Below are 24,631 nucleotides of genomic sequence, written 5' to 3'. Positions count from 1 at the left end.
CGAAACCCTCAGCAGTCGCACGAGATCCCCGCCGCTGAGGGCCGGGGAGAGGTGAGGGTGTCGACCGCGCGGGTGATGCTGCCGGAGTCGTCGACGATCTCGAGGCCCTCGCGGGCCCAGTACTCGAAGCCGCCGATCATCTCCTTCACGGGGTAGCCGAGGCGGGCGAACTGCAGCGCGCCGCGGGTGGCGCCGTTGCACGCGGGGCCCCAGCAGTAGACGACGACCGGGACGCCGGCCGGGATGAGGTCGGCGGCGCGCTCCGGGATCTCGGAGTGAGGGAGATGGATCGCTCCCGCGACGCGGCCCTGGTGCCACGACGCGTGGCCGCGCACGTCGACGAGCACGAACTCGTCGCGCGCCGCGAACGCCGCGGCGACGTCGGAGGGGTCGGTCTCGAAACGGAGCTTCGCGGCGAAGTGCTCGACGGCGGCATCCTGCTCGGTGGCGGTGAGGGTCATGCGCCGAGTCAAGTGCTCCGGCCCGCGCCCGGACAGTGGGACGTCGGACAGCGAGCGCCGCGTTCCCGCCAGTACTCTCGGGGGAGTGAGTGACGCGTCCCCCGAGGCCCCCGCCAAGCGCCGACGGTTCGTCGACATCACCCCGCTCCGGGTCTCGCCGGCCTTCGCCCGGTTGTGGTTCGGCGGCGCGATCTCGGGCATCGGCGCGATGCTCACCGTCGTCGCGGTGGGCCTGCAGATCTACGAGATCACCGAAGACACCTTCGCCGTCGCCCTCGTCGGCGGCATCGGCCTCATCCCGATGATCGTCGCCGGGCTCTGGGGCGGCATGATCGCCGACGCGTTCGACCGCAAGCTCGTGCTGCTCGTGAGCGCGCTCATCGGGTGGAGCTCGACGATCGGCCTCGCGCTCATCGCCTGGCTCGACACGACGCTCGCCCATCCGCCGGTCTGGCCGCTCTACGTGCTCGCCACCCTCGGCTCGGTCGCCGCGACCGTGCAGATGACGACGCGCTCGTCGGTGACGCCGCGGCTCATCCCGGGCGAACTCGTGCCCGCGGCGAGCGCCCTCAACGGCATCGCGTTCGGCATCCAGCTCACCCTCGGCCCCGCGCTCGCGGGCGTGCTCGTCGCGACGGTCGGCTTCGGCTGGACCTACCTCGTCGACGTCGTGCTGTTCAGCACGATGTTCCTCGGCATCATCACGCTCCCCCGGCTCGCCGCCGCCGACGGCGTCGAGCGTCCCGGGTGGAAGTCGCTCAAGCAGGGGCTCGAGTTCCTGCGCACGGCGCCCAACATCCGCATGTCGTTCATCGTCGACATCGTCGCGATGACCTTCGGGCGCCCGCACGTGCTGTTCCCCGCGCTCGGCGCCCTCGTCTTCGGCGGCGGGCCGGTCACGGTCGGCATCCTCACCGCCGCGATGGCGGTGGGCACCTTCCTCGCGAGCCTGTTCAGCGGGCCGGTCGGCCACGTGCACCGCCACGGCCTCGCCGTCGGCCGCGCGATCACCGTGTACGGCGGCTTCGTGCTGCTGCTCGGACTCGCGGTGCTGGGGATGCAATGGTCGCTCGCCGAAGGCTGGGTCGCCCCGGTCGGCGAGGAGATCACCCAGGCCAACTTCGTCGCCCTCGGGATCGCGGCGTTCGCGATGCTCGGCATGGGTGCGAGCGACGAGATCAGCGCGATCTTCCGCGGCACGATGCTGCTCATGGCGGCACCCGACGGGATGCGCGGGCGACTGCAGGGCATCTTCACCGTCGTCGTCGCCGGCGGCCCCCGCGTCGGCGACCTCTACATCGGCGTCTTCGCCACCGCCGTCGCCCTCTGGTTCCCGCCCGTGCTGGGCGGCATCCTCATCATCGGGCTCATCGCGCTGCTCGTGCGGACGCAGAAGTCCTTCCGCGAGTACGACGCCCGCACCCCGACGCCCTGACGCCCTGACCCCTGACGGCCGCTCGGCTCCAGCCAAGCGAGGAGGGACCCACCTCGTGCAGGGTCCAACCTCGCGGAACCGGGTCCGAGCGACGACGCCGATCGCTCCGAATCCCCGGCATGACCCGGAATGCCGCGCGTAGGGTGCTGTCATGAGACGCCCCCGGCTGCTCGCAGCCCTCGCCGGCATCGCCGCGGTGGCGTTCGGCCTCGGACTCGCCGAGCTCGTCGCAGGGATCCTCGCGCCGCGCGCGAGCCCCGTCGTGGTCGTCGGCTCGCTGCTCATCGACCTCGCACCGCCGTGGGCGAAGGATGCCGCCATCGCGATCTTCGGCACCGCCGACAAGGTCGCCCTCCTCGTCGGCATCGGGGTCGTGCTCGTCGGACTGGCCGCACTCGCCGGCATCCTGCACGCATGGCGACCGATCGTGGCTCGGCTGCTGATCGTCGCGGGCGGCGTCTTCGGCATCGTCGCGGCGGTGACGCGCGAGGGCGCGTCGATCCTGGATGCCGTCCCCGCCACGGCGGCGACCGTCGCGGCCGTGCTCGGGCTGGCCGGTCTGCTCGCCCGACGTCCGCGCGACGACGCCCCCGCGGGCGACCCGTCCCGCCGGCGCTTCCTCGCCTGGGCGGGCGGTGCCGGGGCGATCGGCGTGCTCGGCGCCCTCGGAGGCCTCGCCCTGCAGACCGGAGCGCGCGCCGTCACCGCCGTACGCGAGACGTTCACGCTGCCGCGCGCCGCCGTCGACGCGCCGCCCGTTCCCGCGGGAGCCGAGCTCGGCATCCCGCGCCTCTCCCCCGTCATCACGCCGAATGCCGACTTCTACCGGATCGACACCGCGCTGCAGGTGCCCAACGTCGACCCGTCGACGTGGAGCCTGCGCATCCACGGGCTCGTCGAGCAGGAGGTCGTGCTCACCTGGGACGAGCTCGTCGCGCTGCCGCTCGAGGAGAGCGTCACGACGCTCATGTGCGTGTCGAACGTCGTCGGCGGCGACCTCATCGGCACCGCCCGCTGGCTCGGCTACCCGCTGCGCGAGCTGCTCGCCCAGGCGCGCCCGACGTCGCGCGCCGACATGGTGTTGTCGCGCAGCATCGACGGGTTCACCGCGTCGAGCCCGATCGAGGCATTCACCGACGACCGCAACGCGATCCTCGCGATCGGCATGAACGGCGAGCCGCTGCCGCTCGAGCACGGCTTCCCCACGCGGCTCGTCGTGCCGGGGCTCTATGGCTACGTCTCGGCGACGAAGTGGGTCACCGAGCTCGAGGTCACGCGCTTCGACGCCGCGCGCGCCTACTGGACCGACCGCGGCTGGAGCGAGCGGGGCCCGATCAAGCTGTCGTCGCGCATCGACGTGCCGCGCGGCACGGTCGTCGCCGGCGAGACCGTCGTCGCGGGGGTCGCCTGGCATCAGCACACCGGCATCGCCAAGGTCGAGGTCTCGGTCGACGACGGTCCGTGGCGCGAGGCGCAGCTCGCGACCGCGATCAACGTCGACACGTGGGTGCAGTGGAGCTACCTCTGGGAGGCGACCGCGGGCAGCCACGAGATCGCGGTGCGCGCGACGAGCGTCGACGGCGAGGTGCAGACCGCGCGGCAGCAGGGCGTCGTGCCCGACGGGGCGACGGGCCACCACCGGGTCACCATCCCGGTGCAATAGGTCTCGACACGCCCGCTGCGCGGGCTACTCGACCGCGGAGTTACTTCGAGGATCCGGTGAGCGCGAGTACGCCGCCGAGGCCGATCATCATGACCCCGCCGGTCGCGCCGAGCCGCTCGACGCGCTTCGGGGAGCGGGCGAACCAGTCGCGCGCCGACCCCGCCGCGAGCGCCCACGCGCCGTCGGAGACGAGGGCGAGCACGATGAAGAGCCCGCCGAGCAGCAACAGCTGGCCCGGCACCCATCCGGCGCTCGGCGCGACGAACTGCGGCAGCACCGCGAGGAAGAACGCGATCGTCTTCGGGTTGGTGACGCCGACGATGAATCCCTCCGCGAGCATCCGGCGCGCCGACCGGTGGGCGACCCCGGCCGAGACCGCCGCCGCGGCGCGGGCGCGATGCCGGATCGCCTGCACCCCGAGGAACACGATGTAGGCCGCCCCGGCGAACTTGATGATCGTGAAGACGACGACCGACTCCGCGATGAGAGCCCCCACGCCGAAGGCCACCGCGACGACGATCGGGATGAGTCCCAGGGCGTTGCCGAGCACGCTGAGGAGCCCGCCGCGGCGCCCCAGGGAGAGCGAACGGCCGACGACGAAGAGCACGGTCGGGCCGGGCATGATCACGAGCACGACCGCCGCCGCCAGGAATGCGACGAGGTTCGGCAGCGGAAGCATGGCGCCACGGTACTCCCGTGCGGCACGATCGACGGATGCCGCCCGTCTCCCCCCGCTTCGTGATCGTCCACGGCTGGGAGAACCGTCGCCCCGCCGACCATTGGGAGCACTGGCTGTTCGACGAGCTCGTCGCTCGCGGCTACGAGGTCGACTATCCGCAGCTGCCGGATCCCGACACCCCGGATGTCGAGGAATGGCTCCACCTCCTCGACGGGCTCGTGACCCGCGGGGAGCGACCCGTGACCCTGATCGTGCACAGCCTGGCGACATCCCTCTGGCTCACGCGCCTCGCACGCGGCGCGTCGACGGGGCTCGTGCGCCGGGTCGCACTCGTCGCGATCCCGGCGCCCTCAGTGCTCGCGCCGACCGTCGTCGCATCGTTCACCGACCACCCGCCGCGCATCGACGCGCTCCCCGGGGTGGAGACGCACGTGTTCGAGGGCGAGGGCGACGAGTACGCGCCCGGCGGGGTGCGCGCCTCGTACGCGATCGATCAGGCCGTGCCGGTCGAACTCGTGCCGGGCGGCGGCCACCTCATTCCGGCGTCGGGGTTCGGGCCGTGGCCGCGGATCCTCGACTGGGCGCTGAGTGGGATGCTGGACCCATGACGCAGAACGGACTTCGCTGGGGCATCCTCGGGGCGGGCGGTATCGCCAAGGCCCAGGTCAAGGACATGAAGCTGCACGACTTCGACGTGGTCGCGGTCGCGGCCCGCGAGCTCGGCAAGGCGCAGGCATGGGCCGACGAGATGGGCGTGCCGACGGCGTACGGCTCGTACGAGGAGCTCGCCGCCGACCCGAACGTCGACGCGATCTACGTCGCGACGGTGCATCCGACCCACGCCGACGCCGCGCGCGTCGCGCTCGAGGGCGGCAAGCATGTGCTCGTCGAGAAGCCCTTCACGATGGATGCCGCCGAGGCCCGGTCGATCGTCGACCTCGCCGCGTCGAAGAACCTCGTCATCCTCGAAGCGATGTGGACCCGCTGGCTGCCGCACATGGTGCGCATCCGCGAGATCCTCGCCGAGGGTCTGCTCGGCGACGTGCGCGTCCTGCTCGCCGACCACGACCAGAACAACGAGCACGTCGAGCGCATGTACAAGCCCGAGCTCGGCGGCGGCGCCCTGCTCGACCTCGGCATCTACCCCGTGTCGTTCGCGTGGGACGTCTTCGGCGCCCCCTCGACGGTGCTGGCCCATGCCACGCTGACCGACGCGGGTGTCGACCGCGAGACCGCGATCATCCTCGGCTACCCGTCGGGCGCGCATGCCGTGCTGCAGACGCAGATGAGCGGCACCGGGCCGAACCGCGCGGCGATCGTCGGCACCGAAGGCCGCATCGAGATCGAGTCGGTCTGGTACACCCCCGTCGGCTTCACGCGCTACGACAAAGGCGGCGAGGTCGTCGAGCGCTTCGACGAGACCGTCGACGGACGCGGCATGCAGTTCCAGGCCGCGGAGTTGGAGCGCATCGTCGCGTCGGGGGAGCTCACGGGAGAGATCCTGCCGCCGGCGGAGACCGTCGGCATCATGGAGACCCTCGACGAGGTGCGGCGACAGATCGGGCTGACCTACCCGAGCTGAGCCGGCTCCGCCATCGTCGCGACGTCGATGACGAAGCGGTAGCGCACGTCGGAGCTCAGCACGCGCGCCCAGGCGTCGTTGATCCCGTCGGCGGCGATCAGCTCGGTCTCGGGCACGATGCCCTTGTCGGCGCAGAAGTCGAGCATCTCCTGCGTCTCGCGGATGCCGCCGATGCTCGAGCCGGCGAACGACCGGCGGTTGCCGAACAGCGTGAACACCTGGATGGGCAGCGGCTCGGCCGGGGCGCCGACGTTGATGAGCACACCGTCGAGGCGCAGCAGCTTCAGGTACGCCGCCATGTCGAGCTCGGCCGAGACGGTGTTCAGGATCAGGTCGAAGCCGTTCTTCAGCTTCTCGAACGTGTCCGGGTCGCTCGTCGCGTAGTAGTGCACCGCACCGAAGGCGCGACCGTCCGCCTCCTTCGACAGCGTCTGCGAGAGCACCGTCACCTCGGCACCGAGAGCCGCGGCGATCTTCACGCCGAGGTGGCCGAGGCCGCCCATCCCGACGACCGCCACCTTGCGACCCGGGCCGGCGCGCCAGTGCTGGAGCGGCGAGTACGTGGTGATGCCGGCGCACAGCAGCGGCGCGACGACGGCCAGGTCGAGCGACTCCGGGATGCGCAGCACGAAGTCCTGGTCGACGACGATGTGCGTCGAGTAGCCGCCCTGCGTCACCGTGCCGTCACGGTCGACCCCGCCGTAGGTCTGGATGTTGCCGTTCCAGCAGTACTGCTCGAGCCCGGCCTTGCAGTTCTCGCACTCGCGGCACGAGTTGACCATGCAGCCGACCCCGACCCGGTCGCCGACAGCCCACATGGTCACGTCGGAACCGACCGCGGCGACGATGCCGGCGATCTCGTGTCCCACGGTCTGCGGGTAGGTCTGCGGACCCCAGTCGCCGCGGATCGTGTGGATGTCGGAGTGGCAGATGCCCGCGTACCGGATCTCGATGAGCACATCGGACGAGCCGACGTCCCGTCGCTCGATCGTGGTGGGCAGGATGTCGGCGGTGGGGGAGGCGGCGGCGTAGGCCGTGACGGTCATCACCCGTCCACGTTAGATGCTGCCGCTGAGCGCTCGGCTCTGCCACGATGTCGTCATGTCAGCGTTGACAACCATCGGACTCCCGGTCGCCCTCGGCATCATCATGTTCGGGCTCGGCCTCTCGCTCACCCCCGCCGACTTCGCCCGGGTGGGGAAGCATCCGAAGGCGGTGGTCGTCGCGCTCGTCTGCCAGCTCGTGCTGCTGCCCGCGCTGTGCTTCGGGCTCGTCGTGCTGTTCCAACTGCCGCCGATCCTCGCGGTCGGCATGGTTCTCCTCGCCGCGAGCCCGGGAGGCACGACCGCCAACCTCTACTCGCACCTGTTCCGCGGCGACGTGGCCCTCAACGTGACGCTCACGGCGATCAACTCGATCGTCGCGCTGTTCACGCTGCCGCTGCTCACGAACTTCGCGATCTCGGTGTTCCTCCCCGAGTCGGAGGGCCTCGGCATCCAGTTCAGCAAGGCCGTCGAGGTCTTCCTCATCGTGCTCGGCCCCGTCGTGCTCGGCATGATCGTGCGGCGCTTCGCCCCGGCCTTCGCCGACAAGATGGACAAGCCCGTGCGCATCGCGTCGATGATCATCCTCGCCGTCGTCATCGTCGGTGCGATCATCTCCAACCGCGACCTGTTCTTCCCCAACCTCGCGAGCCTCGCGGGGATCACGGTGCTGTTCTGCGTGCTCTCGCTCACCATCGGCTTCTTCGTGCCGCGCCTCTTCCGGGTCGAGCCGCGTCAGGCGGTCGCGAGCTCGTTCGAGATCGGCATCCACAACGCGACCCTCGCGATCGTGATCGCGCAGACCGTCATCGGCAGCGTCGAGATGTCGCTTCCGGCGGCGATCTACGGGGTGCTCATGTTCTTCGTGGCGCTGGCGTTCGGGTTCCTCATCCGGCGCACCGTGCCCGCGAAGAAGGCCGAGCCGGCGATCACGCCACCGCCACCACCCGCCTAGCCGCCCTGGACACCCCTCGGTGGGATGCAACTCAGGAGGTTCGTGCCGAATGCAACCGCCAGCGGAGCCTCAGACGCGGATCTCCTGAGTTGCCGACCCCCGGGCGGGTTCAGAGCGATCGCAGCCGCTCCGCCGCGGCGGCGATCGCGACACCCGGAGCGGTGAGCGAGAACCGTACCTGGCGACCATCGCCGCCTGCTGCGGCGCGGGCGGCCACATGCCGAGGTGCAGTCGCGCGTCGAGGAGGCGGGCGATCAACGCCGGGTCGCCGGCTGCGAACGCCGCGCGGTAGCCCGCGAGGTTCGACTGCTTCGAGAGCGAGTACACCGAGAGCAGGCCGGCGAGCGATCCGCCCGAGACGACGGGGTGTCGCCGGGGACGAGGTCGAACTGCGGTCGCCTCAGGGGGCGAGAATGGCGCGGACGAGAGGTTCGATCGGCGGCACGACCGCCCCCGGGCGCGCGATCCCGCGCAGCATGAGCCCGTCGATCGCCGCGAGGAGCAGCTCGGCGGCCTCGCGCGCCGTCGTCGACGTGCGGGCGGGATCGAGACTTTCGAGGTGGGATGCGAGCGCCGCGAGCGACCCCTCCAGGGACGCCGTGACGATCGCGGCGACGTCGGCGTAATGCGCAGAGCCGAGCACGATCTGCGCGAGCAGGATGCCGCCGTCGCGGTCGGCGAGTGCCTCGCGTACGAGGGCCGTCGTCGTCGCGACGAGCTCCTCCGTCGAGCGGGTCACGACGAGCGCGTCCGCGAACGGTGCGATGAGCACCGTGCTCACCTCGGTGGCGAGCGCCGTGCGGAGTCCGCCGAGGCTGCCGAAGTGGTAGCGCACGAGCCCGACGGTGGCGCCCGCCCCCTCGGCGACCCGGCGGTGTGTGAGTCCGGCCCAGCCGTCGCGGACGAGACACGTCGTCGCGGCGCGGAGCAACTCCTCCCGTCGCCGCTCCCCGCGCTCGATGCCCATCAGAGTCCGCCGGCGACGGTGATCGACGTGGCCGTCACGTAGGAGGCGCGCTCCGACGATGCCCAGAGCACCGCCTCGGCGATCTCGCCCGGTCGCGCCACCCGGCCGAGCGGCACCCGGGTCGCGACGCGAGCGGGACGGTCAGGGTCTCCAGCGGTGGCGTGGATCTCGGTGTCGGTCGTGCCCGGCACAATCGCGACGACCCGGATGCCGTCCGACGCGAGCTCGCGCCCGAGCCCCCGCGTGATCGACTCCAGCGCGGCCTTCGACCCGGCGTAGGCGATGTACTCCCCCGGAGCGCCCGTCGCCGCGGCGATCGAGCCGACGTTGACGATGACACCTGCCCGGCCCGTCGCGCGCCAGTGGCCGACGGCGGCGCGGCTCAGCCGCAGCATCCCGAACACGTTGACCTCGAAGATGCGGCGCAGCACGTCGTCGTCGAGTTCGGCGAACGGGCCCAGCGGCCCCGTCACGCCTGCGTTGTTGACGAGCACGTCGAGCGGGCCGAACGCGTCCACCGCGTCGGCGACGAGCGACTCCGCGTCGAGCGTCGCGACGTCGCCCTGCACGGCGCGCGTCGCGGGGCCGAGTTCGGTGACGAGGGCGTCCGCGGCATCCGCCCGGTCGCGGTAGGTGAACGTGACGCGGTCGCCGACGGCGACGGCGCCGCGCACGATCTCGGCCCCGATGCCGCGCGAACCGCCCGTCACGAGCAGGTGCCGGCTCATGCGTGCACCGCCCCGCGATGTGCGGTCTCGACGTCGGACGGCACGGCGTGGGCGACGACGAGCTTGAGCGCCATCACGACGGGCAGCCAGGCGAACCCGACGGGACTCCCGAGGGCGGGCGACACGAGCGCGACGGCGGCGGCGAACCCGAGAGCGGTGGGCCGGGCGAGCGCCGTCGGCACCCGCCGCACGGCCACGACGGCGAGCAGCACGATCGCGTAGCACGCGACGCCCCACCACCAGACCGTTCCGGGGAAGAGCAGGCCGACGAGGATCGGCTGCACGTGCAACGCGCTGAACGCGATCGGTCGGCGCACGAGCCGCACCAGCATCCCGTCTCCCGGGCGGTCGGGCCGCGCGTGTTCGCGTTTGGCCGGCGCGAGGGCGTTGGCCACGACGCCGCCGACGAGATCGAACGCGAGCACGGCTGCGACGGCGTACTGCCACGGCGCCCACGCCTCCGCGTCGGTCAGGCCGACGAGGCCGCACACGACGACTGCGCCGACCAGGCCCGTCACGCGGGCGAGGTTCTTCTCGGTGAGGGTGGCGCCGGTGCCGTAGATCGGGTCGGGCCTTTGGCCGGGGGGTGGTTCGACGGCGGTCATACCCCCAAATTATGCGGTCGTACAATATTGAGCGCGGGCCAATCCGGACGCCGCGGCATCACGCGTTGATGCTGCGCGCCGCCCAGGCGCTCGCGACCATCTCGTCGAGCGTGTACCGCATCGCCCAGCCGAGGTCGCGCGTCGCGAGGTCGCCCGACGCGACGATCCTCGCCGGGTCCCCCGGGCGACGCGGTGCGATCCCGGGCGTGAACTCGATCCCCGTGGCGCGTGCCACGGCATCCATCACCTGCCGCACCGACGAGCCGTCGCCCGAGCCGAGGTTGTAGGCGGGCTCGAGCGGCTCACCGGCGTCGAGCCGACGAGCCGCGGCCACGTGGGCGAGCGCGAGGTCTGTCACGTGCAGGTAGTCGCGCACGTTCGTGCCGTCGGGCGTCGGGTAGTCGTCGCCGTTGATCGACGGGGTGCGAACCGCGAGGAGCGCCTCGAACACCTTCGGGATGAGGTTGTGCGGGCTCACGTCGTACACGCCGTCCGGCCCCGAGCCGACGACGTTGAAGTAGCGCAGCGACGTGTGGCGCAGCCCGGTCGCGACGGCCTGGTCGCGCAGCAGCCATTCGCCGATCAGCTTCGACTCGCCGTAGGGCGACTCGGGCGCTTTCGGAGTCTGCTCGGTGACGAGGTCGATGTCGGGCGTCCCGTACACGGCGGCGCTCGACGAGAAGACGATCCTGTCGACGCCCCGCGCCTGCATCGCGGCGAGCAGCGAGCGCGTGCCTTCGACGTTCTGTTCGTAGGTGTGCAGCGGACGCTCGACCGAGACTCCTGCGTACTTGAAGCCCGCGACATGGATGACGCCGCGCACGGCATGCCCGGCGAGCACCTTCTCGACCAGCTCCTGATCGAGGATCGACCCCTCGACGAGCGGCACCCCGGCGGGGACGAACGACGCGCGACCCGTCGAGAGGTCGTCGATCACGACCGCCGGGATGCCTGCGTCCTTCAGCGCGCGGACGACGTGGGATCCGATGTAGCCGGCGCCGCCGGTGACGAGCCAGCTCATGCGCGTTACGGTATCGAAGACACTCTTGCGGTTTCGAAAGGAGTCGGATGGACGAGCTCGCCGCATCCCGGCGCGAGCGACTCGAGGCGCTCGTCGCCGTCGACGGGTTCCTGCGGGTCTCGGAGGCCGCCGGCGCGCTCGGCGTGAGCGAGGTCACCATCCGCGCCGACCTCCAGGCGCTCGACGACGCCGGGCGCGTGCGGCGGGTGCACGGCGGTGCGATGGCGGTGCGCAGCGAGCAGCGCGAGGCGAGTGTCGAGGCCACCTCGCGACGGGAGGCGGAGCAGAAGCGGGCCATCGGACGCGCCGCCGCCGCGCTCGTCGAGAACGGCAGCAGCATCCTGCTCGATGTCGGCTCGACCGTGCTCGCCGTCGCCCGAGCCCTCGTCGCCCGCACCGACCTCACCGACCTCGTCGTCGTCACCAACGGGCTCGGCATCGCGCTCGCGCTCGAGCCCGCCATCCCGCGCTTCACGGTCGTCGTCACGGGCGGCACCCTGCGGCCGCTGCAGCACTCACTCGTCGATCCCGTCGCGTCGGCGACGCTCGCCGACCTGCACGTCGATGTCGCCATCCTCGGCTGCAACGGGATCGACCGGCAGGGTGCCGTCACGAACGTCAACCTGCCGGAGGCCGAGGTGAAACGCGCGATGCTGCGCAGCTCCGGGTCGGCGATCCTCGTCGCCGACGGTTCCAAGGTGGGGCAGCGGCACCTCGGGCGCATCGGCGACCTCGCCGACTTCGCGACCGTGGTGACGTCGGCGCGCGGTGCGGAGCTGCTCGCCACGGTTCCGGCCGCCGGTGCCACGCGGGTGCTGTCGGCGGACTGACGACAGGCCGGTCGACGAGAAACCCCGGCCTCTGAGAACCAGAGAGCCGGGGCTTTTCGAGGTGGTGCGCGAGGGGGGACTTGAACCCCCACACCCTTACGAGTACTGGCACCTGAAGCCAGCGCGTCTGCCATTCCGCCACTCGCGCGCGACCGCAACGGTATCACGGGCGTGCTCACATCGGCTTCCCCGGGCGGCCCGACTAACATCGACCTGACCGCCACGGCCCCCACAAGGGTGCCGTCCAGCTTCCGAAGGGGCCGCGTGGGGATCCTCGACAGCTTCGAGAAAGGACTCGAGCGCGTCGTCAACGGCGCGTTCGCGAGGGCCTTCAAGAGCGGTCTGCAGCCCCTCGAGGTGGCGGCCGCCCTCCGCCGCGAGCTCGACACGAAGGCCGCCGTGGTCGCGCGCGACCGCATCCTCGTGCCCAACCGCTTCTCGGTGCGCCTGAGCCGAGCCGACCACGCGCGCATGACCGAGGTCGGTCCCGCGCTCATCGACGAGCTCACCGAACTCGTGCAGCGGCACGCGAAGGCGCAGCATTACGCCTTCGCCGGCGGCATCTCGATCAAGCTCGTGCTCGACCCCGCCATCGCCGAGGGCACGGTGCGCATCGAGTCGCAGAACGTGAAGGGCGAGGTCGCCTGGAATCCCGTGCTCGACATCGGCGGCAAACGCTATCCGCTCGCGAAGTCGCGCACGGTCATCGGTCGGGGTTCGGATGCCGACATCACGATCGACGATTCGGGCACGTCGCGCCAGCACATCGAGATCCTCTGGGACGGCACGCGCGGGCAGGTCAACGACCTCGGCTCGACCAACGGCTCGAAGCTCAACGGTCAGCCGGTGACGAAGGCACCGCTTCCCGCCGATTCGGTGATCGAGATCGGCCGAACGCGTATCGTCTTCCGGGTGCTCGCCCAAGCCGCCGACGTCGACCAGTTCGCAGATCTCCGGTAGGTGATGTGATGAGCGAACTGACCCTCCTCGTGCTGCAGCTGGCCTTCCTGCTGCTGCTGTGGGGCTTCGTCTTCTTCGTCATCTACTCGCTCCGCTCCGACCTGTTCGGTCAGCGCGCCCGCCGCCTTCCGGCGCCCGCACCGCAGGAGACGGCCCCCGCACCGACCGCGCCCGCCCGCTCGGCGCCCACGGCATCCCCGGCTGCCGAGCCGGTGCGCCGTGCCGAGCCCGCCGCCGACGACGACACCCCGACGCGACTCGTGATCACGAGCGGACCGCGCGAAGGCATGGAGATCGACCTGCCCGGCGAGCAGCTCACGATCGGGCGGTCGAGCGAGTCGGGGCTCGTCATCCGCGACGACTACACCTCGACTCACCACGCGCGCCTCATGCTGTGGGATGCGAACTGGGTCATCCAAGACCTCGACTCGACCAACGGCACCTTCCTCGACGGCGTGCGGGTCACACTCCCGACGGCCATCCCCCCGGGCACCCCGGTGACGATCGGCACGACGACGTTCGAGCTGCGGCGGTAGGCATGGCGACGCAACTGAGCGCCGCGGTCTCGCACGTCGGCAAGATCCGCTCCAACAACCAGGACTCCGGATACGCCGGGCGCCACCTGTTCGTCGTCGCCGACGGGATGGGCGGCCACGCGGGCGGCGACGTGGCGTCGGCGATCGCCACCAAGCGCATCGCCGAAGCCGACGAAGCCTTCGCCGCGGCGGTCGACGCGGAGTCGGCGCTGCAGTCGGCCCTCATCGCGGCGAACTCGCTCCTCGCCGAGACCGTCTTCGAGCACAGCGAGCTCACCGGCATGGGTACGACCGTCTCGGGCATCCTGCGGGTCGGCAACCAGGTCGCGCTCGCTCACATCGGCGACTCGCGCATCTACCTCTTCCGCGACGGCAAGCTCGAGCAGGTCACCGCCGACCACACGTTCGTGCAGCGCCTCGTCGACTCCGGGCGCATCACGCCCGAGGAGGCGGCCGTGCATCCGCGTCGCTCGGTGCTCATGCGTGTGTTGGGGGATGTCGACGCCGCCCCCGAGATCGACACCAAGATCCTCGACACGCGGGCAGGCGACCGCTGGCTGCTGTGCTCCGACGGGCTCTCGAGCTACGTCTCCGAAGACAAGATCAGCCAGATCCTCGCGACCGTACGCACCTCGCAGGGTGCCGCCGACCGCCTGGTCAAGGAGAGCCTCGACCACGGCGCCCCCGACAACGTCACGGTGATCATCGCCGACATCGACGCCGACGATCCCGGCGCCGACCTCCCGGAACCCCTCGGATTCGTGGGCTCGGCCGCCGCACCCCTCATGTTCGAGGGTTCGGAGAACGAGCGGCGCCCCATCCGTCTCCCCACCCTGCTGCTCCACCCGCTCAAGGCCGCGCAACCGGAAGACGCGCACTTCGAGCCCGAGCGCGAGGAGTTCCTCGAGCAGCTCATCGAGGAAGACCGTCGGCGCGCCCGCCGGCGTCGCATCACCTGGCTCGTGGGCACCCTCGTCGTCGTCGCGGCGATCGTCGCGGCCATCGTGCTCGCCTACCAGTGGACGCAGACGCACTACTACGTCGGCGCCACCGACGACGGCCGCGTCGCGATCTTCCAGGGCGTGCAGCAGAACATCGGACCGATCGCCCTGTCGCATGTCGAACAGACGTCGCAGCTGCTCGTTGACGACCTCCCGCCGTTCCAGCGCCAGCAAGTCGAGGCGACGATCAACGCCGACGACCTGCGCGACGCCCACGACATCCTCGATCGCCTCAGCCGCGCCGCCGAATCGAGCGTGACACCGTGAGCGCCGTGCCGTGAACGCCGCCACCGGGCAGGGAACGGGCGTCGTGTCGAGCCCGCCGATCGAGTCGAGCGGCTCGCCGTCGACCTTCACGGGGTCGATCCGCATCCGTCTCCGCGCCCCCGCGCGTCGCCGCAACCTCGAGCTGGCCCTGCTGGTCGTCGCGATCGGGATCGGCGTCTGCGCGCTCATCCTCGCCGAGCTCGGAGCCCTCGGCCGCGTCGACCCGGGTGTGCTCGGGCTCGTGATCGGCTTCTCGGTGCTCGTCCTCGTGCTGCACGTCGTGCTGCGCGTCGTCGCGGCAGAGGCCGACCCGTTCCTGGTGCCCATCGCGACGCTGCTCAACCTCCTCGGCATCGCCGAGATCACACGCCTCGACATCGCGGAGGGCTACCTCGGCTGGGACGCCTTCGGCGTGCGGCAGGTCGCCTGGTCGGCGATCGCGGTCGCCTCGGCCGCCGCCGTGCTGATCGTCGTGCGCAACCACCGGGCGCTGCAGCGCTACCGCTACGTCGCGGGCTTCGTCGCGATCGCGCTGCTCGTGCTGCCGTTCCTGCCGATCATCGGGCGCAACGTGAACGGCGCACAGGCCTGGATCGGTCTCGGCATCGCCACCTTCCAGCCCGGCGAGATCGCGAAGATCGCCCTCGCGGTGTTCTTCGCCGGCTACCTGGTCACTGCGCGCGACTCGCTCAGCATCGTCGGGCGCAAGGTGCTCGGCGTCACCTTCCCGCGCTTGCGTGACCTCGGGCCCATCCTCGTGTTCTGGGCGCTCTCGATGGCGGTCATCGTCTTCCAACGCGACCTCGGCTCCGGTCTGCTCTACTTCGGCCTGTTCCTCGTCATGATCTACGTCGCCACGGGCCGGGCGGGCTGGGTGGTGCTCGGAGTCGTGCTCTTCGTCGGTGGGGCGTGGGTCGCCTCGCAGACGCTGCAGTACGTCGGCGGCCGCTTCTACGGCTGGCTCAACACCTTCGATCCCGACCTCTATGCCCAGGGCGGCGGGAGCTACCAGCTCGCCCAGGGACTCTTCGGCCTCGCCGACGGCGGCCTCGTCGGCACCGGGCTCGGACGCGGCAACCCCGACATCACCCCGCTCGCCGAGAGCGACTTCATCATCGCGAGCCTCGGCGAGGAGCTCGGGCTGATCGGACTGTTCGCGCTGCTCGTGCTCTACCTCGTGTTCGTCTCGCGCGGCTTCCACATCGGCTTCGCGGGTCAGGATGACTTCGGCCGCCTTCTCGGCGTCGGCCTCTCGTTCGTCGTCGCCCTGCAGGTCTTCATCGTCGTCGGCGGCGTCACGCGCGTCATCCCGCTCACCGGACTCACGACGCCGTTCCTCGCCGCCGGCGGTTCCTCGCTCGTCGCGAACTGGGTCATCGTCGCGCTGCTCGTGCGCATCTCCGACTCCGTGCGCGCGCAACCGAGGCTGGTGCTCGAGTAGCCATGAACAGAGAACTACGTCGCGTCTCCATCCTGGTCGTGCTGATGTTCGTCGCGCTCTTCGCGTCGTCGAGCATCATCCAGGTGTTCCAGCAGGGCAACCTCAAGTCCGACGGCCGCAACGCCCGCGTGCTCTACGCGAGCTTCGACTCGCAGCGCGGCCCGATCCTCGTCGACGGTCAACCGATCGCCTACTCCGAGCGGGTCGACAGTCGCTACAACTACCAGCGGGTCTACCCGGCGGGGGAGCTCTATTCGACCGTCACGGGCTTCTTCACCGTGCTGCCCTCGACGGGCGGCCTCGAGCACGAGCTCAACTCCTACCTCACCGGCGACTCCGACGCCCAGTTCCTCGCGCGCCTCAACGCGATCCTCACCGGGCAGGACCCGCAGGGCTCGGCCGTCGAACTGACCATCGACCCGGTCGTGCAGCAGGCGGCTTGGGATGCACTCGGTGACGAGCGCGGCGCCATCGTCGCGCTCGACCCGGAGACGGGTGCCATCCTCGCCCTCGTCTCGAAACCCACGTACGACCCCAACGGACTCGCGGTGCTCGACCCCGACGCCGTCGAAGCGACCTACGACGCGCTCGACGCCGACCCGAACGACCCGCTCGTCGACCGCGCGATCGCGGGCGACCTCAATCCACCCGGCTCGGTGTTCAAGCTCGTCGTCACGGCCGCGGCTCTCGAGAGCGGGCAGTACTCCCCCGAGAGTGAGTTCCCGAACCCGCCGTCGCTCGACCTCCCGGGCACGTCGACCCCGATCTCGAACTCCGCCGATGGAACGTGCGGCGGTGCGGAGACGGCGTCGATCGCCACGGGGCTGCGGCTCTCGTGCAACACCACGTTCGCGCAGCTGGCCGGTGCCCTCGGACAGGACGCCATCCGCGAGCAGGCCCAGCAGTTCGGCTTCGGACAGGAGTTCGGCATCCCGATGCGCGTCGAGCCGAGCGTGTATCCGCAGATCGAGGACAACGACGAGGCCCAGGTCTGGCTCACCGGCTTCGGGCAGGCCAACGTGCGCACGTCGCCGCTGCAGATGGCGATGGTGTCCGCCGCGATCGCCAACCGGGGAGTGCTCATGCAGCCGACCATCGTCGAGAGCATCGTCGCGCCCGACCTCTCGGTGCTCCAGGAGTTCCAGCCCAAGACGTTCTCGACCCCGATCAGCCCGGAGACCTCGGCGACGATGACCCAGATGATGGTGCAAGGCGTCGCCAATGGCGTCGCGAACAATGCCAGAATCGACGGTGTCGAGGTCGCAGGGAAGACCGGGACGGCAGAGAACGGCCCGGGCGAGCCCTACACCCTGTGGTTCACCGGGTTCGCGCCCGCGAACGACCCCCAGGTCGCTATCGCGGTCGTGATCGAGGATCGGTCCACGGGGTTCGGGAACCTGATCGCGGCACCGATCGCGAAGCAGGTCATGGAGGCGGTGTTGAACAGATGAGACCTACCAATGGCCTCACCTTCGGCGGCCGGTACCAGCTCTCCTCGCGCGTCGCCATCGGCGGCATGGGCGAGGTGTGGCAGGCGACCGACCTGGTCATCGGACGTACGGTCGCGATCAAGATCCTCAAGGACGAGTACCTCGGCGACCCCGGCTTCCTCGAGCGGTTCCGCGCCGAAGCACGCCACGCCGCGCTCGTGAACCACGAGGGCATCGCGAACGTCTTCGACTACGGCGAGGAGGACGGCTCCGCCTACCTCGTGATGGAACTGGTGCCCGGCGAAGCGCTCTCCACGATTCTCGAGCGCGAGCGTGTGCTGCCCACCGACAAGGTGCTCGACTACGTCGCCCAGACGGCATCGGCGCTCCAGGCCGCCCACCAGGCCGGACTCGTGCACCGCGACATCAAGCCGGGCAACCTCCTCATCACGCCCGAGGGTCGGGTCAAGATCACCGACTTCGGCATCGCGCGCATCGCCGATCAGGTGCCGCTCACGGCGACCGGCCAGGTCATGGGCACCGTGCAGTATCTGTCGCCCGAGCAGGCGAGTGGCACGCCGGCATCACCGACCACGGATGTCTACAGCCTCGGCATCGTCGCCTACGAAGCCCTCGCGGGGCGACGCCCGTTCACGGGCGAATCGCAGGTCGCGATCGCGATGGCGCAGATCAACGAGGCGCCGCCCGACCTTCCCGTGACGATCTCGGAGCCCGTGCGCAACCTGGTCTACGCGTGCATCGCGAAGAAGCCGGCCGATCGGCCGCAGACGGCTGCGCATCTCGCGCGTGCCGCCCAGGCCCTGCGCCGCGGCGACATCGCGGGCGCGGAGGCCGCGGTCCCCGGCATCGCGGGCCGCGAGGCGACGTTCACCCAGGTGCTCGGTGCCGGTGGCGCGACGAGCGCCGTCACGCGCGTGCTCCCCTCCGGCGACGCCCGCGGCACGACCGCCGAGCAGCCGATCGCCGACCGCCGACGCAGCCCGTGGACCTGGCCGCTCGTCGCCGCCGTGTCGGTGCTCGCGGTCGCCCTCGTCGCGATCATCATCGTGCTCCTCGTCGTGCCGAACACCGGTGGCGGCGACGAGACCCCGCCGCCCACCGGCTCGAGCAGCTCTCCGCCGGTCACCCCGTCGACGACACCGTCGAGCAACCTGGTCAACATCGACGGCGACGACTATGTGGGGCTCACCTACGAGGAGGCGCGCGACGCGCTCATCGAGCTCGGCTTCGGGGTCAAGCAGGTGCCCGGACCCGCGGCACCGACCCCCGGTGACGTCGGTCGGGTGGTGAGCATCAACCCCGAAGGCAACCTGCAGAAGGGCCGCGAGATCGAGGTGCGTGTCTACAGCGCGGTCGGCTCCCCGCCGGCGCCGGGCGCGCTCACGGCGACCCCGGCGGGCCCCGTGGCCCCGAACGACGAGGTCACGATCAGCTGGTCCGCGTACGCGGGATGTCCGAGCGGCACGTCGCTGAGCGGCTACCGGTTCACCACGAGCAACGGCAACCTCGCCGGCGGCAACGAGGTCAGCGCCGGCGTCACGGAGCTCGGGTTCATCGTGCAGGACAGCGGCACCGCCACGCTCAGCTACGTCGCCTTGTGCGGAGCCGACATGCCTCCGTCGTCGTCGTCGCCGCAGCTCTCGATCACCGTCAGCTGACCGTGACGGTCTCGCGGTTACACTGACACGGTGACCGACACCTCCGCGGGACCGCGCCTGCTCGCGGGCCGGTATCAGATCGGCGAGCTCCTCGGCCGCGGCGGTATGGCCGACGTGCACGTCGGACTCGACGCCCGCCTCGGCCGCCGCGTCGCCATCAAGCTGCTCAAGCCCTCGCTCGCAAACGACCCGGCGTTCCGCACCCGCTTCCGCCAGGAGGCGCAGGCCGCCGCCCGCATGGCGCACCCGACGATCGTGCGCGTCTTCGACGCCGGCGAGGAGATCGCCCGCGACTCGGCCGGCCGCGAGCTCCAGGTTCCGTTCATCGTCATGGAGCACGTGGAGGGCCGCCTGCTCAAAGACCTCGTCGCCGAAGGTCCTCTGCCCGCCGAGCAGGCCGTGCACGTCGTCGACGGCATCCTCACCGCCCTCGAGTACTCGCACCGCGCCGGTGTCGTGCACCGCGACATCAAGCCCGGCAACGTGATGGTCACCTCCACCGGCCAGGTGAAGGTCATGGACTTCGGCATCGCGCGGGCGATCTCCGACTCGTCGGCGACGGTCGCGCAGACGAGTGCCATTCTCGGCACCGCCCAGTACTTCTCGCCCGAGCAGGCCCGCGGTGAATCCGTGGATGCCCGCACCGACCTCTACTCGACCGGCGTCGTGCTCTACGAACTGCTCACCGGTCGTCCGCCTTTCCAGGGCGAGACCGCGGTCGCCACCGCGTACCAGCACGTGAGCGAGGCACCGACGCCTCCCAGCCGGATCAACCCGGCCGTCACGCCCGCCCTCGACGCGGTCGTGCTGCACGCGCTCGCGAAAGACCGCTTCGAGCGCTTCCAGACCGCGGGCGACTTCAAGCACGACCTCGAGGCTGCGGTGAGCGGAAAGGCCGTCGATCGCGCGCCCGTGGGCGAAGACTTCACGTCGACCCTCTTCGGGGTGAACCCCGCCTCGACCGCCGCATCCGAGGCGGCCCTCCGCCGCCTCTCCGACGACGACGGCGACGACGGCGTCCCCCGCACGCAGAGCCGACCGCCCGTCGCCTGGATCTGGGCGGGCATCTCGATGTTCCTCGTCATCCTCGTCGCCGCCGGCGTCTGGATCTTCTCGCTCCAGTCGGAGCAGCTCGTCGGCGCGGGTGCCGCCGTCGAGGTGCCGAACGTCGTCGGAGCCCAGGTCGACGACGCGGTCGCCGAACTCCAGGAACTCGGACTCACCACCTCACAGCGCACCGAGTCGTCCGAGGATGTCGCCGAAGGCATCGTGATGGAGCAGACGCCCGAAGAAGGCATCCGCGTCGGCCCGGACACGACGATCGAGCTCGTCGTCTCCTCCGGACCCCAGCCGGTCACGCTCCCGGGGCTCGTCTTCCAGACGCAGGAGGCAGCGCAGGCCAAGATCGCGGAACTCGAGCTCACCTACGGCGCGACCACCGTCGCCTACTCGCCCAACGTCGCGAGTGGAATCGTCATGGGCGTCATGATCGACGGCAGCACCGAGATCGTCACCACGGCGACCGAGGTGAAGGTCGGCACGGTCGTCGACCTCGTCGTGTCGAACGGGCTCGTGCTCGTGCCCGACGTGAAGGGCCAGCCGATCGCGTCCGCCCGTTCGCAACTCTCGGGGGGCAGCCTCCAGCTGCCCGTCAACATCCAGCCCGACACGTCGTGCACGGGTGGCGCGGTCACCGAGCAGTCGGTGATCGGCGAGGTCGCGCAGGGCACCGCGGTGACGCTCCGCTTCTGCAACGGCTGAGCACGCCGCCCCTCGGCCGTCGAGTAGCCGTCGATGGCGGCGTGTCGAGACCCGTGTCGCGGCTACCCCAGTTTGACGAGCGGGCTGAGCGCGACCGCGCGCTCCGCAGCTTCGGGCAGCCCCGAGTCGGCGAGCCAGTTGCCGAGCATGCGGTAGCCGCCCTCGGTGAGCACCGACTCCGGATGGAACTGCACGCCGAAGACCGGTGCCGAGCGGTGCCGTAGTCCCATGATCACCCCGCCGGAGGTGCGCGAGGTGACCTCGAGCTCGTCGGGCACGGTGCCGTCGACGACCGCGAGCGAGTGGTACCGCGTCGCGCGGAACGGCTGCGGCACCCCCTCGTAGAAGTCGCTGCCGTCGTGCTCGATGAGCGACGTCTTGCCATGCATGAGCTCGTCGGCGTGGGTCACCGTCGCACCGAGCGCCTCGGCGATCGCCTGATGTCCGAGGCAGACTCCGAGCAGCGGCGATCCGGCGGCGAGCGCGGCGTGCACGACGGGGATGGAGACGCCCGCGGCGGCCGGCGTTCCCGGACCGGGGGAGATGAGCACCGCGTCGTACTCCGCGATGCGCGTCGCGGCGTCCGTCGCCGCGAACGAGTCGTTGCGCACGACGTCGGTCTCCGCGCCGAGTTGCTGAAGGTAGCCGTCGAGCGTGTAGACGAACGAGTCGTAGTTGTCGAGGACGAGGACGCGCGTCATTCGGTGACCACGACGTCTTCCGGAGCGACGAGGGTGTCGACCCAGGGGAAGACCCAGAACACGAGCGCCGCGAGGATCGCGGCCACCGCGACGAGCAGGATGAGCACCCGCACGAACCACGGTCCGGGCAGAGCCCGCCACAACGCCGCGTACATCAGCCCGCTCCGATCACGTTCGAGGCGATCTCGGCGGGCACGCCGCCGGCTCGCGGGTAGAAGGAGTCGTAGGTGCCGTAGGCGATGAGCCGCTCGGCGGTGGAGAAGAACGGGTTGCACGTCGTGAGCGTGATGTAGCTCTCGGTCGCGTCGATGCCGTCGGCCTGGGGCACGGCGTTGAGCACGCCGACACCGGTGGGGCGCACGTACTCGAGGTTGCGGAAGGTGTACTGGTACCAGCCGTCGGCCGTCTCGACGTAGATGTGGTCGCCCACCACGAGTTGGTGCAGGTCGTGGAAGTGCCCGCCGCCGCTCGACCGGTGGGCGGCGAGCGCGAAGTTGCCGGGCTCGCCAGGCACCTGCGTCGTCGGGTAGTGGCCGATGAACGCCTTGTTGAGCACGTCGCGCGTGCCGATGCCCTCGGCGATGGGGCGGTAGTAGTCGCCGCCGAAGCGCGGGATGATGAGCGTCGCGAACTGCTCGGCGTTGGCACCGACAGCCGCGACGGGCACGACGTCGGTGAGACCCGGCTCGCCGGCTTCACTCGGCGGCACGTCGGCATAGTCGGCGTTCCACTCGGCCGACTGCGCCTGGGCTTCCGCCCCGACCTGCCCGCCGACGATGAGGTCACCCAGCCAGACCTGCCAGCCGAGGAACGCGAGCACGACCAGACCCGCCGTGATGAGGAGCTCGCCGAGCACGCCCACCACCGAGATGCGGCGGCGCGGCGGCTTGGTTCCGGCGGGGCGCCCGCGCGCGGCACGGCGACGCGCGCTCCCGTCGATCGTCGCGACCCCGTCCGTCATGCCCCTGATTCTACGTCGCGAGCCGCGACCGACCGACGCCCGTGCCTTCCCGCCCGGGGTGCGCTCGGAATCGGCTCGGTTAGACTGCTCCGCATGGCCCGACCGAAGACGACACCCACCCCGCGGAGCACCGAGACCCGCGAGAACGAGGGGCGTGAGAATCTGCCGAATCCGGTGTGGTTCAAGCCGATCATGTTCGGTTTCATGCTGCTCGGTCTCGCCTGGATCATCACGTTCTACCTCAGCAAGGGGCTGCTGCCGGTGCCGGGCATCGACGTCGGCAACATCGCGATCGGTTTCGGCTTCCTCATCATCGGCTTCTTCATGACCACGCGGTGGCGCTGACTCTCTCCACCCGCGGGTGAATCACACCGGTGTGATTCCTCCACAACTGTGGATGAACCTGTGGACAACGCCGTCCCGGGCTCAGAACGCCAGTGATCGGATGATCGCGAAGAGCACGAACCCTGCGGCGACCGCCCCGATGATGAGGTAGCCGGTGCGGGCGTTCCGTCCCTCGTAGCGCTGCATCAGATAGGTCGCGCCGGCTCCCGCGATGAGTCCGCCGATGAGGGCGGGCAGGGAGCGAGCGCCGAAGGCGAGGCTGATCAGCAGGTTGATGCCGAGGATGATGAGGATCTGCGTGCGGGCCGGCGGATACTGCCAGACGAAGATCAGGTAGGCACCGAACATCCCGAACAGCACCGAGATGAGCCCGTAGCCGGAGAACCCGGCGATCACCATGGCCGCGTTGCCGACGACGGCGGATGCCAGGAACACGACCGAGAAGCGTCCCCGTCCCAGGTTCTTCTCCACGGCGGGTGCCGTGATCGCGAAGAACAGCCCGTTGAGCAGGATGCTCAGGATCATCTGCGGGATGGCGGGATAGGTGAACGACGCCGTGACGTACCGCCACACCTGGAGTGCGACCGTGGGATCGGCGAACAGCAGCGCGAGCGGCAGGTTGGCCGTCACGAACCCCGCGATGAAGAGCACGACGACGATCGCGAGCGTGCCCCAGCTGAGGACCGGTGCCTCGCCACCCGGCCGGAGCAGTTCGCCGAAACGCTGCGCGAACGGCGAACTCGAACTGGCCGGGGTGCGCCGTGCTCGGGTTTGCCTGACCTTCGACGGTGGCCGCTTGATCTCGCCGCCCGCGCTCTGCCACTGCACGGAGCCGCCCGTCTCACGCACGCAGTCGGGGCAGCGCACGCCCGAGGGCGTCAGGATCTGGCACTCCGGGCAGATCGTGCGTCCGCAGCGCTGGCACAGCGTCCAGCTCTCCCGCTGCGGATGGCGGTAGCAGACGTCCGCCGACATCGCCCGGCCGCTCACGCGGGGGTCAGGCCTTGTCGACGGAGATCGAGGTGATGACGACATCCTCCAGCGGCTTGTCGCGACCGTCGGTCTCGACGGCCTCGATCGCGTCGACCACGCGCTTCGACTCGTCGTCGACGACGGCACCGAAGATCGTGTGCTTGCCGTTGAGCCACGGCGTCGGCACGGTCGAGATGAAGAACTGCGAGCCGTTGGTGCCGCGTCCCATCTGGATGCCGGCGTTCGCCATCGCGAGCAGGTAGGGCTCGTTGAAGTGCAGCTCGGGGTGGATCTCGTCGTCGAACTGGTAGCCGGGGCCACCGATGCCCTTGCCGAGGGGGTCGCCGCCCTGGAGCATGAACTGCTTGATGATGCGGTGGAAGATCACGCCGTCGTAGAGCGGGGTGGTCTTCGTCTCACCGGTCGCCGGGTCTTGCCACTCCTTCTCGCCGGTGGCGAGCCCGACGAAGTTCTCGACGGTGACGGGGGCGTGGTGACCGTAGAGGTCGACCTTGATGTCGCCGAGGGTGGTGTGGATGGTCGCGACGTGCGTAGGCGCAGGCATTGGGCCATTGTCGCATGACGGTCCCCTTGGCAAGCCCTACGGC

26 protein-coding genes and 1 tRNA gene are annotated in these 24,631 nt (G+C 70.5%); 14 read left to right on the top strand and 13 right to left on the bottom strand.

Annotated features, from left to right (window positions below; all coding sequences use genetic code 11):
- Positions 1-8: 8 nt before the first annotated feature.
- Positions 9-461, bottom strand: a complete 453-nt coding sequence (locus ACO1X9_RS08255; protein WP_486350343.1) for a rhodanese-like domain-containing protein — start codon at positions 459-461, stop codon at positions 9-11.
- An 85-nt stretch (positions 462-546) separates the two neighbouring features.
- On the opposite strand from ACO1X9_RS08255, the gene ACO1X9_RS08250 reads away from it, so the two are divergent.
- Together ACO1X9_RS08250 and ACO1X9_RS08245 are read left to right on the top strand one after the other, a co-directional pair.
- Entirely contained in the window at positions 547-1,896 is a 1,350-nt protein-coding gene (locus ACO1X9_RS08250; protein ID WP_486350342.1) for an MFS transporter, read from the top strand.
- A gap of 151 nt (positions 1,897-2,047) precedes the next feature.
- Entirely contained in the window at positions 2,048-3,559 is a 1,512-nt protein-coding gene (locus ACO1X9_RS08245; protein WP_486350341.1) for a molybdopterin-dependent oxidoreductase, read from the top strand.
- Positions 3,560-3,599: 40 nt separating this feature from the next.
- Here the strand turns inward: ACO1X9_RS08245 and ACO1X9_RS08240 are convergent, their stop codons facing one another.
- Positions 3,600-4,238: a LysE family translocator gene (locus ACO1X9_RS08240; protein WP_486350340.1), complete on the bottom strand. Its 639-nt coding sequence runs from the start codon at positions 4,236-4,238 to the stop codon at positions 3,600-3,602.
- 35 nt (positions 4,239-4,273) lie between these two features.
- On the opposite strand from ACO1X9_RS08240, the gene ACO1X9_RS08235 reads away from it, so the two are divergent.
- Both ACO1X9_RS08235 and ACO1X9_RS08230 read left to right on the top strand, forming a co-directional pair.
- A complete protein-coding gene (locus tag ACO1X9_RS08235; RefSeq protein ID WP_486350339.1) occupies positions 4,274-4,846 on the top strand; it encodes an RBBP9/YdeN family alpha/beta hydrolase in 573 nt (190 codons plus the stop codon).
- Positions 4,843-5,820 carry a Gfo/Idh/MocA family protein gene (locus tag ACO1X9_RS08230; RefSeq protein WP_486350338.1) on the top strand — a complete coding sequence of 326 codons (978 nt, stop codon included), beginning with the start codon at positions 4,843-4,845 and terminating at the stop codon, positions 5,818-5,820. The genes ACO1X9_RS08235 and ACO1X9_RS08230 overlap by 4 nt, the downstream gene beginning before the upstream one ends.
- Here ACO1X9_RS08230 and ACO1X9_RS08225 read toward each other — a convergent pair.
- Entirely contained in the window at positions 5,808-6,869 is a 1,062-nt protein-coding gene (locus ACO1X9_RS08225; RefSeq protein ID WP_486350337.1) for an NAD(P)-dependent alcohol dehydrogenase, read from the bottom strand. The genes ACO1X9_RS08230 and ACO1X9_RS08225 overlap by 13 nt on opposite strands.
- A 52-nt stretch (positions 6,870-6,921) precedes the next feature.
- On the opposite strand from ACO1X9_RS08225, the gene ACO1X9_RS08220 reads away from it, so the two are divergent.
- Positions 6,922-7,818 carry a bile acid:sodium symporter family protein gene (locus tag ACO1X9_RS08220; RefSeq protein WP_486350336.1) on the top strand — a complete coding sequence of 299 codons (897 nt, stop codon included), beginning with the start codon at positions 6,922-6,924 and terminating at the stop codon, positions 7,816-7,818.
- Between the two features lie 400 nt (positions 7,819-8,218).
- On the opposite strand, the gene ACO1X9_RS08215 is transcribed toward ACO1X9_RS08220, so the two are convergent.
- From ACO1X9_RS08215 to galE, 4 genes are read right to left on the bottom strand one after another with little or no spacing between them, the layout of a single operon-like run.
- The gene (locus ACO1X9_RS08215) at positions 8,219-8,785 is read right to left on the bottom strand and encodes a TetR/AcrR family transcriptional regulator (protein WP_486350335.1); all 567 of its coding nucleotides are present in this window, start codon (positions 8,783-8,785) and stop codon (positions 8,219-8,221) included.
- The gene (locus ACO1X9_RS08210) at positions 8,785-9,513 is read right to left on the bottom strand and encodes an SDR family NAD(P)-dependent oxidoreductase (RefSeq protein WP_486350334.1); all 729 of its coding nucleotides are present in this window, start codon (positions 9,511-9,513) and stop codon (positions 8,785-8,787) included. Before ACO1X9_RS08210 ends, ACO1X9_RS08215 begins: the two co-directional genes overlap by 1 nt.
- Positions 9,510-10,118, bottom strand: a complete 609-nt coding sequence (locus ACO1X9_RS08205) for a hypothetical protein (RefSeq protein WP_486350333.1) — start codon at positions 10,116-10,118, stop codon at positions 9,510-9,512. Before ACO1X9_RS08205 ends, ACO1X9_RS08210 begins: the two co-directional genes overlap by 4 nt.
- Positions 10,119-10,176: 58 nt before the next feature.
- Positions 10,177-11,139, bottom strand: coding sequence for a UDP-glucose 4-epimerase GalE (gene galE / locus ACO1X9_RS08200; RefSeq protein ID WP_486350332.1), 963 nt, complete (start codon positions 11,137-11,139; stop codon positions 10,177-10,179).
- Between the two features lie 47 nt (positions 11,140-11,186).
- Between galE and ACO1X9_RS08195 the strand changes: the two genes are divergently transcribed.
- A complete protein-coding gene (locus ACO1X9_RS08195; protein WP_486350331.1) occupies positions 11,187-11,969 on the top strand; it encodes a DeoR/GlpR family DNA-binding transcription regulator in 783 nt (260 codons plus the stop codon).
- Between the two features lie 62 nt (positions 11,970-12,031).
- Here ACO1X9_RS08195 and ACO1X9_RS08190 read toward each other — a convergent pair.
- Positions 12,032-12,117: transfer RNA gene (locus ACO1X9_RS08190), tRNA-Leu, on the bottom strand.
- 116 nt (positions 12,118-12,233) lie between these two features.
- On the opposite strand from ACO1X9_RS08190, the gene ACO1X9_RS08185 reads away from it, so the two are divergent.
- The 7 genes from ACO1X9_RS08185 to pknB are packed head-to-tail and all read left to right on the top strand — an operon-like array spanning position 12,234 to position 21,044.
- Positions 12,234-12,929: an FHA domain-containing protein gene (locus ACO1X9_RS08185; protein WP_486350330.1), complete on the top strand. Its 696-nt coding sequence runs from the start codon at positions 12,234-12,236 to the stop codon at positions 12,927-12,929.
- Between the two features lie 8 nt (positions 12,930-12,937).
- Complete coding sequence (locus ACO1X9_RS08180; RefSeq protein ID WP_486350329.1) at positions 12,938-13,465, top strand: FHA domain-containing protein FhaB/FipA; 528 nt, start codon at positions 12,938-12,940, stop codon at positions 13,463-13,465.
- 2 nt (positions 13,466-13,467) lie between these two features.
- Entirely contained in the window at positions 13,468-14,733 is a 1,266-nt protein-coding gene (locus ACO1X9_RS08175; protein WP_486350328.1) for a PP2C family protein-serine/threonine phosphatase, read from the top strand.
- A 58-nt stretch (positions 14,734-14,791) separates the two neighbouring features.
- Positions 14,792-16,174: an FtsW/RodA/SpoVE family cell cycle protein gene (locus tag ACO1X9_RS08170; protein ID WP_486350352.1), complete on the top strand. Its 1,383-nt coding sequence runs from the start codon at positions 14,792-14,794 to the stop codon at positions 16,172-16,174.
- Between the two features lie 2 nt (positions 16,175-16,176).
- Entirely contained in the window at positions 16,177-17,625 is a 1,449-nt protein-coding gene (locus ACO1X9_RS08165) for a peptidoglycan D,D-transpeptidase FtsI family protein (RefSeq protein WP_486350327.1), read from the top strand.
- On the top strand, positions 17,622-19,283 hold the full coding sequence (locus ACO1X9_RS08160) for a protein kinase domain-containing protein (protein ID WP_486350326.1): 1,662 nt from the start codon (positions 17,622-17,624) through the stop codon (positions 19,281-19,283). Before ACO1X9_RS08165 ends, ACO1X9_RS08160 begins: the two co-directional genes overlap by 4 nt.
- A 30-nt stretch (positions 19,284-19,313) precedes the next feature.
- Positions 19,314-21,044, top strand: coding sequence for a Stk1 family PASTA domain-containing Ser/Thr kinase (gene pknB / locus ACO1X9_RS08155; RefSeq protein WP_486350325.1), 1,731 nt, complete (start codon positions 19,314-19,316; stop codon positions 21,042-21,044).
- 62 nt (positions 21,045-21,106) lie between these two features.
- Here pknB and ACO1X9_RS08150 read toward each other — a convergent pair whose 3' ends face one another.
- Genes ACO1X9_RS08150 through ACO1X9_RS08140 form a run of 3 tightly spaced genes read right to left on the bottom strand, consistent with a single transcriptional unit; the run spans position 21,107 to position 22,706 of the window.
- Entirely contained in the window at positions 21,107-21,745 is a 639-nt protein-coding gene (locus tag ACO1X9_RS08150) for an anthranilate synthase component II (protein WP_486350324.1), read from the bottom strand.
- Positions 21,742-21,900, bottom strand: coding sequence for a hypothetical protein (locus tag ACO1X9_RS08145; RefSeq protein ID WP_486350323.1), 159 nt, complete (start codon positions 21,898-21,900; stop codon positions 21,742-21,744). The genes ACO1X9_RS08150 and ACO1X9_RS08145 overlap by 4 nt, the downstream gene beginning before the upstream one ends.
- Complete coding sequence (locus tag ACO1X9_RS08140) at positions 21,900-22,706, bottom strand: class E sortase (RefSeq protein WP_486350322.1); 807 nt, start codon at positions 22,704-22,706, stop codon at positions 21,900-21,902. The genes ACO1X9_RS08145 and ACO1X9_RS08140 overlap by 1 nt, the downstream gene beginning before the upstream one ends.
- Before the next feature lie 93 nt (positions 22,707-22,799).
- On the opposite strand from ACO1X9_RS08140, the gene ACO1X9_RS08135 reads away from it, so the two are divergent.
- Positions 22,800-23,051, top strand: a complete 252-nt coding sequence (locus tag ACO1X9_RS08135; RefSeq protein WP_486350321.1) for a cell division protein CrgA — start codon at positions 22,800-22,802, stop codon at positions 23,049-23,051.
- An 81-nt stretch (positions 23,052-23,132) separates the two neighbouring features.
- Here the strand turns inward: ACO1X9_RS08135 and ACO1X9_RS08130 are convergent, their stop codons facing one another.
- Both ACO1X9_RS08130 and ACO1X9_RS08125 read right to left on the bottom strand, forming a co-directional pair.
- Positions 23,133-24,026 (bottom strand): rhomboid family intramembrane serine protease, encoded by an 894-nt coding sequence (locus tag ACO1X9_RS08130; RefSeq protein WP_486350320.1) that lies wholly within the window; start codon positions 24,024-24,026, stop codon positions 23,133-23,135.
- A 22-nt stretch (positions 24,027-24,048) separates the two neighbouring features.
- The gene (locus ACO1X9_RS08125; protein ID WP_486350319.1) at positions 24,049-24,588 is read right to left on the bottom strand and encodes a peptidylprolyl isomerase; all 540 of its coding nucleotides are present in this window, start codon (positions 24,586-24,588) and stop codon (positions 24,049-24,051) included.
- Positions 24,589-24,631 lie beyond the last annotated feature (43 nt).

Source organism: Pseudolysinimonas sp. (genome assembly GCF_057350545.1).
Note: the sequence above shows the minus strand (reverse complement) of the source record. Positions and strands in the feature narration are given on the sequence as shown.